General features: G+C 61.1%; 9 protein-coding genes. 3 read left to right on the top strand and 6 right to left on the bottom strand.

Annotation, left to right across the window (positions count from 1 at the left end):
- From CNQ84_RS14130 to ada, 3 genes are all read right to left on the bottom strand, one after another.
- Positions 1-533 (bottom strand): hypothetical protein (locus tag CNQ84_RS14130; protein WP_133065906.1); only part of this gene is annotated, 533 nt, incomplete at its 3' end.
- 305 nt (positions 534-838) lie between these two features.
- Complete coding sequence (locus CNQ84_RS14125; protein WP_096005489.1) at positions 839-1,750, bottom strand: DNA-3-methyladenine glycosylase 2; 912 nt, start codon at positions 1,748-1,750, stop codon at positions 839-841.
- Positions 1,743-2,810 carry a bifunctional DNA-binding transcriptional regulator/O6-methylguanine-DNA methyltransferase Ada gene (gene ada, locus CNQ84_RS14120; protein WP_096005488.1) on the bottom strand — a complete coding sequence of 356 codons (1,068 nt, stop codon included), beginning with the start codon at positions 2,808-2,810 and terminating at the stop codon, positions 1,743-1,745. Before ada ends, CNQ84_RS14125 begins: the two co-directional genes overlap by 8 nt.
- A 128-nt stretch (positions 2,811-2,938) precedes the next feature.
- On the opposite strand from ada, the gene CNQ84_RS14115 reads away from it, so the two are divergent.
- Positions 2,939-4,063 carry a GNAT family N-acetyltransferase gene (locus CNQ84_RS14115; protein WP_096005487.1) on the top strand — a complete coding sequence of 375 codons (1,125 nt, stop codon included), beginning with the start codon at positions 2,939-2,941 and terminating at the stop codon, positions 4,061-4,063.
- Positions 4,064-4,068: 5 nt separating this feature from the next.
- Here CNQ84_RS14115 and CNQ84_RS14110 read toward each other — a convergent pair whose 3' ends face one another.
- The 3 genes from CNQ84_RS14110 to CNQ84_RS14100 all read right to left on the bottom strand — a co-directional run bounded on the left by CNQ84_RS14110 (position 4,069) and on the right by CNQ84_RS14100 (position 6,446).
- Positions 4,069-4,635 carry a peptidylprolyl isomerase gene (locus CNQ84_RS14110; protein WP_096005486.1) on the bottom strand — a complete coding sequence of 189 codons (567 nt, stop codon included), beginning with the start codon at positions 4,633-4,635 and terminating at the stop codon, positions 4,069-4,071.
- 14 nt (positions 4,636-4,649) lie between these two features.
- Positions 4,650-5,489, bottom strand: a complete 840-nt coding sequence (locus CNQ84_RS14105) for an alpha/beta fold hydrolase (RefSeq protein ID WP_096005490.1) — start codon at positions 5,487-5,489, stop codon at positions 4,650-4,652.
- Positions 5,490-5,558: 69 nt separating this feature from the next.
- On the bottom strand, positions 5,559-6,446 hold the full coding sequence (locus tag CNQ84_RS14100) for a LysR family transcriptional regulator (protein ID WP_096005485.1): 888 nt from the start codon (positions 6,444-6,446) through the stop codon (positions 5,559-5,561).
- A 97-nt stretch (positions 6,447-6,543) separates the two neighbouring features.
- Between CNQ84_RS14100 and CNQ84_RS14095 the strand changes: the two genes are divergently transcribed.
- The gene (locus CNQ84_RS14095) at positions 6,544-6,864 is read left to right on the top strand and encodes a 3-phosphoglycerate kinase (protein ID WP_096005484.1); all 321 of its coding nucleotides are present in this window, start codon (positions 6,544-6,546) and stop codon (positions 6,862-6,864) included.
- Between the two features lie 103 nt (positions 6,865-6,967).
- A complete protein-coding gene (locus tag CNQ84_RS14090) occupies positions 6,968-7,567 on the top strand; it encodes an FMN-dependent NADH-azoreductase (protein WP_096005483.1) in 600 nt (199 codons plus the stop codon).
- Positions 7,568-7,642: the final 75 nt, after the last annotated feature.

Genomic DNA, 7,642 nt, shown 5'->3' with positions numbered 1-7,642 from the left:
ACTTGGTCATTGAGACCACCAAGGCTTTTGTTGAGCTCAAACGAATCCCAACCTTTACCCTTTGCAAGATCGTCTTGGTAGTCTTTGATGACAGAGTGATATGCCTCGAATGTTGATGATATCCGCCGCTCCAGAATATCAACCAACTTTCCTCTAATTCTCGACGGGATGAATGGATCTGATTTTATTCGTTCCAAAGATGCCATCATTTCTAATTGCCTCTGCGGCAATGGCACCCCAGCAAATCCAGCTTTACCGGTCAAAATTTCGTGCTTGTTTTCGGCTGCGTACTCATGAATCCGCTCTAAAACCTCATCCAAAGCTTTATTCTTTGACCAATGGTTAGCTGAAGAAAAATCGAATTCCTCCCAGATTTCATCGGACAGGTCAGAAAGTCGTTCCATCACCTTTTTCTGGTACTCGGTGTTCACCGAGTTCAATAGTCCATTCTTGGCTTTAACGAACGTCAGAACGGCAATTACTGAAGCCGTAACGTAAAAACCAATCTGGAAAATTTTAAGGGCCAAATCCATATCTCACCTTTTGACGCCTTTCAAAATTAACAGTGATTAGACAGCACGCAGCACTAATACATAACCGTGCATTCGAGATAACTCCGTGCGTCGGTCGGTTGTGGTGGGGGCTTTTTCTAGTGAAATCATGTGGTTATCACCCTCCTTGGTGGTTTGAGCGTATTCGCGCGACTGCGTGATTACGTGAATGCGTTACTACCCGTCAGTCCGGTATGCCCGGTATGCGCTTGAGTGTCTGCGGTGCCTGGCGGCGTTGTGCCTCATCAATACACCATTTTACTGGCCAGGCGCTACCGGTTTGCGGCTCAGTAGTCTTTGGTTGGGGTATCGGTTGGCATGGCCCAGAGGTGGGCGGCGACCAGGGCGCGCCAGGGGGCGAATTGGCTTAGCCATTGTTGAGTAAAGGCCTGGTCTGGCGGCTCGGGTAGGTTGAGCAGGGCGCCGAGGCGTTTGCGTACTACGACGTCGCCGTGCAGGGAGCCATCCAGTGCGCCGTAGCCGCGCAGCAGGATGTAGCTTTGTGTCCAGGGGCCGATGCCTTTGATCTGGCTGAGGGCGGCGCTGATCTCATCGGCTGGCGGTTGCGACAGCGTTGCCCAGTGGTCTAGGGGCAGGGCGCCGCTTTCTACGGCGCCTGCCAGGCGGGTGAGGGTGGCGGCTTTGCCGGCGGAGAGACCGCAGCTGCGCAATTGCTCGGGGCTGGCGGCCAGCAGCTGTTCGGGCAGCGGGTGACAGATCATGCCGTTGGCCAGCGGTGTGCCGAGTTGGCGAATGAGCTTGCGGCGGACCGAGATGGCGGCTTCTACGCTGATCATCTGGCCGATGACGGCCCAGCAGGCGGCTTCAAAGGGGCTTGCGCTTTGCGGTATGCGCAGACCCGGTGTGTAGGCCAGCAGGCGAGCGATGTCCGGATGACTGCCGTGGGCTGCATGCAGGCTGGTGATGTCTTGTTTGAGGCCGAGCATGCTGTGTAGCTGGTCTTGCAGCTGCGCCGGGTCGGCCTCTGCGCCCTTCAATACGGCGCGAGCCGTGTCGGGGGCGCCGAGGTCTAGCTGCAGCAGCGCGGGCTGGCGTTGCCAATGCAGGGCCTTTTCGATGCGTTGATCTTGCGTGCGTTCCGATACCTGTTCCCGGTCGCGGGCGTAAAAGCGCAGCACGTCGGCGTGACGAAAGTCCCCCGGCAGCGCGATTGCCAGGCGGGTGTGCAGGTCAGTCATCCTTTACGCCTTGTGCTTCGCGCTCCAGCAGCGCGCGTTTACGCTCCACGCCCCAGCGGTAGCCGGACAGGCTGCCGTCGCCGCGCACAATGCGGTGGCAGGGGACGGCTATGGCCAGCGGGTTGGCGGCGCAGGCACCGGCGACAGCGCGAGCGGCGGTCGGTGTACCCAGTGCCGTAGCCAGTTGGGCGTAGCTGCGCGTCTCGCCGGGCGGTATTGCTTGTAGCGCCTGCCAGACGCGACGCTGGAAGGCGGTGCCGCGTATGTCCAGCGGCAGTGTTGGTGCCTGGTGCGGGGTTTCGATCATGGCGGTCACAGTGCGCAGTTGGTCTGCCAAGCCGTGATCGGCGGTGCACTGGGCGTTGCGGAAGCGTGCGCGCAGATTGTCCTCAAGCTGGCGATCATCATCACCGAGCAAAATGGCGCACACGCCCAGGTCACTGCGAGCAACCAGGACGCGGCCCAGCGGGCAGGGGCCGGTGGCAAAACGGATCTGTTGCTGTTGTCCGCCCTGGCGGTAGTCGCTGGCGGACATGCCCAACTCCGAGGCGGCGTCGGCGTAGAAGTGGCTGGAGGAGCTGTAGCCGGCGGCATAGGCGGCGTCGGTGGTGGTGCCAGCGCCGCTTAGGTGCTGCTGCAGGCGCTGTTGGCGCACGGCGCGGGCGTACTCTCGCGGGGTCAGCCCGGTTTCACGGCGAAATTCGCGCTGCAGGTGCCAGCGGCTTAATCCGGCGCTATCGGCCAGTTGCTGCAGTGTGGGTGTTTGCTCTGCCTGCTCGATCAGGCGGCAGAGCTGAGTGATACGGCTGTGTCGCGTCGTACCGGGGGCTTCGTCTGGCTTGCAGCGCAGGCAGGGCCGAAAGCCGGCGGCGCGGGCCTGGGCGGTGTTGTCAAAGAAGCGCAGGTTCCCGGCCTTGGCCTGGCGGGACGGGCAACTGGGGCGGCAGTACACGCCGGTGGTGATCACGGCGTAGATAAAGCGGCCATCGGCTGCCGGGTCACGTTGCTGAATCTGCTGCCAGCGCTGCTGGGTCAGGCTGGTTGTGTCTGTGTGCGTCATGGGCGGACTCTCGCCGAGGGTGATGCTGCCGATGTTGCCTGCGGGGGCCTGTGGCTGCGTCCACTATCTTGCTACTGAATCGGCAGGCGGTCATCATCGGGCTGAACATGACCCTGCCGAGTTGATCCATGGTGCCCAAACACCTCACGTCCATCAATGATATTGCTGCTGCCTGTTGGGATGGCCTGCTGGCGGCCGACTACCCGTTTCTGAGTCACGGCTTTATCCGTGCGCTGGAGGACAGTGGCGCGGTGGGCGCGGCCTCTGGCTGGCAGCCGGCGCACCGGGTGGTGGAGCGCGATGGCCAGTTGCAGGCGCTGCTGCCGCTGTATCTCAAGGATCATTCCTGGGGTGAGTATGTGTTCGATTGGCAGTGGGCGGACGCCTGGGAGCGGGCAGGGCGGGCCTATTATCCCAAGTACCTGAGCGCGGCGCCGTTTTCGCCGGTGCAAGGGCCGCGGCTGATAGCCCGTGACGCCGATGCGGCGGGCGCCTTGCTGGACAGTCTGGATGTCGATCTGCAGGGGCAGCGGGTGTCCAGCTTGCACCTGCTGTTCAATACCGGAGCAGAGAATGAATGGCTGGCCGAGCGTGGCTGGTTGCAGCGTCTGGGATGTCAGTTTCATTGGTACAACCGCGATTACGCCTGCTTTGATGATTTTCTTGCGGCTTGCAACTCGCGCAAGCGCAAGAACTTTCGCAAGGAGCGGCAGGCCATTCGCGACCAAGGAATTCACTTCTGCTGGTTGGCGGGTGATCAGCTGGACGCCGCCGCCTGGCAGCAGTTTTATCCGTTCTACGCGGCCACCTATTACAAGCGCGGGCAGGAGCCCTACTTGCCGCCTGTGTTCTTTACTCTGTTGAGCCGCGACTGCAACGCCAATGTGCGCCTGTTGTTTGCTATGCAGGGCGAGCGGGCGGTGGCGGGGGCGCTGTTTCTGGTCGGTGGCGATACGCTCTACGGTCGTTATTGGGGTTGCCTGGAGGAGTACGACCGACTGCACTTTGAAACCTGTTTTTATCAGGGTATGGAGCGCTGTATTGCTGAAGGGTTAAAGCGCTTTGATGCTGGCGCTCAGGGCGAGCACAAACTGGTGCGCGGCTTTGAACCGGTGTTGACGCAGTCGTGGCACAAGCTGCAACCAGGGCTGCATGAGGCGGTGGGGGATTTTCTGCTGCGCGAGCGCGCTGGGGTGAAGGCGTATCGGGAGGATGCGCTCAGCTACCTGCCGTTTCGGCAGGCAGCTGAGTAGCGGGCTTACTCGGCGCCGTCTTCCAGACGAGTGGCGCTGATGATGCTGACCGTGTTGACCGGTACGTTCTGGTGGCCGGCGCGGCTGGTGGTTTGTACCTTGCCGATGGTCTCGACGACGTTCTGACCGCTGACCACCTCACCGAAGACGGCGTAGCCGAAGTCGCGGCCGCCGTGGTCGAGAAAGTCGTTATCGCTCAGATTGATAAAGAACTGGCTGGTCGCGCTGTCGACGATCTGGGTGCGGGCCATGGCCAGGGTGTAGCGGCGATTTTTCAGGCCGTTGTCTGCTTCGTTCTTGATCGGGTTGCCGGTTTCAAGCTGACGCATGTTGCTGTCAAAACCGCCGGTTTGAATCATGAAGCCAGGAATCACGCGGTGGAAGATGACGCCGTTGTAGTGGCCGGCTTCAACATAACGCAAGAAGTTTTCGGTGCTGATGGGGGCCTGCTCTTCGTTCAGCTCGACGACGATATCGCCAAGGCTGGTGCTCAACTGTACGCGGGGGTTGTCGGCCAGGGCGGCGGTACTGAACAGGGTTAGGGCGGCAGCGCCAATCAGGTGTTTCAGCATGGATGACTCCGTGGTCAGGGGCTTGTAAGTCCCGCTTGGGCGGGATCTGTTATTGCGGCGGCCGGGCCGCTGTCGACCTCGGCGAGAAAATCCAGCAGCAACTGGTTAAAGGTGTCCGGTTGGTCGACCGGCGTAGCATGCCGTGAATCGGCGATGACTTCCAGCCGCGCATCCCCCAGATGACTGACGTACTCACGTTTGTGCTCGACCGGTGTGTAGTCACGGTCAGCGCTGACCACCAGAACCGGGCAGTTGATGCGATCCAGCCGGTTGCTGACGCCCCAGCCGACAATCGCACGCAGGGAGGCCAGATAGCTCTTGCGGTCGTTGGCGCACCAGCGGTCGATAAAGGTCTGGCGATGATGCTCCTGATCGGGCTTGGGAAACAGCAGCCGGGCCAGGCCCTTGGCGATCGCCGACATGGGCAATACATGGGCAAAGAACAAGCGCTTGCCGGCCATCCAGTATTCCAGCGGTTTGCGCGGGATGACTTCGGGAGCGCTGTTGACGATGGTCAGGCTGGCGGGGACGTCCGGGGCGTCGGTGGCCAGCTGGAAGGCGATCATGCCGCCCATGGACAGGCCGACGATATGGGGCTTGTGCAGATCCATCGCGCGGATAAAGGCCAGGCAATCGCGGGCGAAGAGTTCAATCGAGTAGCCCTTGCCGGTTTTCTCGGTACCGCCGTGGCCGCGCATGTCCAGGCAGAGTACCCGGTAGTGCGGCGTCAATGCAGGGAGCTGATATTCCCAGTCCTGTTCGCTGGAGCCCAGGCCATGCAGCAGCAGCAGCGGCGGGCCGGAGCCCTGGTCGGTGTAGTGAAACTGACAGTCGTTCAGCGTGATCTGCGGCATGGGCAGGGTCCGAATGGCCGAAAGGGCCATTCTAGGCGTGAAATTACAGGGAATTGAAGCCCTTCAATGCTATGTCATCGAATGTTCAATGATCAGGTCAGCCAGAATGCGCGTCGCGGGACCGACCGGGCGCTCCTTGTTGGCATAGAGAAACAGGTAGGCCGAGCGTTGGGCGCCTTGCTCCAGCGGCAGGGGTTTTAGTTGCTGGCTGTTCAGATACTGAGTTATTTCATGCTCGGGCAGCCAGGCGAAGCCCAGACCTCGGGCAACCAGGCGAGCGGCGGTGCCGAGGCTGGCAACGGTCCAGCGTTGCTCGGCGCCCAGCCAGCCGGAATCGCGTGGTTGCCGCTCGCCGGAATCGCGGATGACGACCTGCAGATGCGTCGCCAGGTCGTCGTGGGTGAGGGTGCGTTGCAGCTGGTGCAGCGGGTGATCCGGGTGCGCAACAGCCACAAATTGTACGGCGTTGAGCTGCTGTGGCAGGTAGCCGGCGATGCTGAGGCCAGAAATGGCCAGATCAGCCGTGCCGTCCTGCAGACGCTCTTCCACGCCGGACAGCACCTCTTCGCGTAGCTGGACCCGACAGCCGCGACTTTGCGGCATAAAGGCGCGCAGGGCGCTGGCCAGGCGATCGGTGGGGTAGGCGGCATCGACCACCAGGCGTACTTCTGCCTCCCAACCCTGATCCATCTCGCTGGCCAGCATTTCCAGTTGGCTGGCCTGATTCACCAGCTGCCGGGAGCGGCGCAACAGGGCCGCGCCGGCTTCGGTCAGTACCGCCTTGCGGCCTTCTATTTCCAGCAGCGAGATGCCCAGCTGCTCCTGCATGCGGGCGACGGTGTAACTGATCGAGGATTGCGATCGGTGCAGCGCCTCGGCGGCCTGGGCAAAGCCGCCATGGTCTACCACGGCTTGCAGCGTGCGCCATTGCTCAAGGGTTACACGGGGTGCTTTCATCCTGCCATCCTCTGCCGTATTGTGGTTGCGGGACAAGTGAATGTCCCGTGTGGTGCCAGCGTAGTGCCGCTAACCGATCTGCCGCCAGGAGCTAACCATGCGCATCATTGCCGCTGCCAGTCTGTTGTTTGCCTGCCTGTTGCCTGCCGGTGTGCAGGCCTTTCCGATTGATCTGCAAAGCCAGCTCGAAGGCGTGAGCATCGAGGCTGAGACGACCGATATGAGCAATATCGCCACGGTGCTGCTGCGCAACACCGGCAGCGCTGCCGCGCTGTGTGAGGCGACCTTCGTCAATGGGCCGGAGCGACCGACGCCGCGGCGGGTCAAGCTGGCTGCGGGAGAAAGCACAACGATCAGCCAGTCATTCCTGCGTGCGATCACCCGTGTGCGTATCACGCTAAGGTGCCACGCCAGCTAAATCTATCAGTTTCATCGATGTTTTTAAGCGTCTTTTTGCGCTTTTTTATCTTTTTATTGGTTCTATCATGGCTCCATCTCGCCAACATTGATGGAGCAACACCATGAAAAAGATTCTTGTCGTCCAGTCCAGCGCCCGCCAGGAAGGCTCTCTGAGCCGGGAATACGCCAACAACCTGGTCGCCCGGCTGCAGGCCAAATACCCGGGCTCCTGGGTGGTGACCCGTGATCTGGGTGCGGAGGCCGTACCGCACCTGGACGCGACCCTGCTGGGCGGTTGGATGAAGCCGGCTGAAGAGCAGACTGATGCAGAGAAGGCTGCGTCCGCGCGCTCTGACCAGTTGATTGATGAGCTGCTGGCCGCTGATGTCGTCGTCATTGCCTCTTCGATGTACAACTTCGGCATGACCTCCACCCTCAAGGCCTGGTTCGACCACGTGCTGCGCGCGGGCCGTACCTTCAAGTACACCGAGGCTGGCCCGGTCGGCCTGACGCCGGATCGCAAGGTCTACGTGGTGACTGCACGCGGTGGTCGCTACGTCGGTTCGCCACTGGACTTCCAGGCACCGCACGTACGTCAGCTGCTGGGCTTCATCGGCATCACCGATGTTGAGTTCGTCAACGTAGAGGGGCAGTCGATGGGGCCGGAGGAAGCAGCTAAAGGCCGGGCCGAGGCGGATGAAACACTGGCCGCGCTGGCGTAAGGTAAATCGCAGGCAATAAAAAACCCGGCTGATGCCGGGTTTTTCAATTTGGCTCCGCGACCTGGACTCGAACCA

The organism is Pseudomonas abyssi (genome assembly GCF_002307495.1).
Taxonomy (GTDB): domain Bacteria; phylum Pseudomonadota; class Gammaproteobacteria; order Pseudomonadales; family Pseudomonadaceae; genus Halopseudomonas; species Halopseudomonas abyssi.
This window is presented reverse-complemented; position numbering and strand designations above follow the sequence as displayed.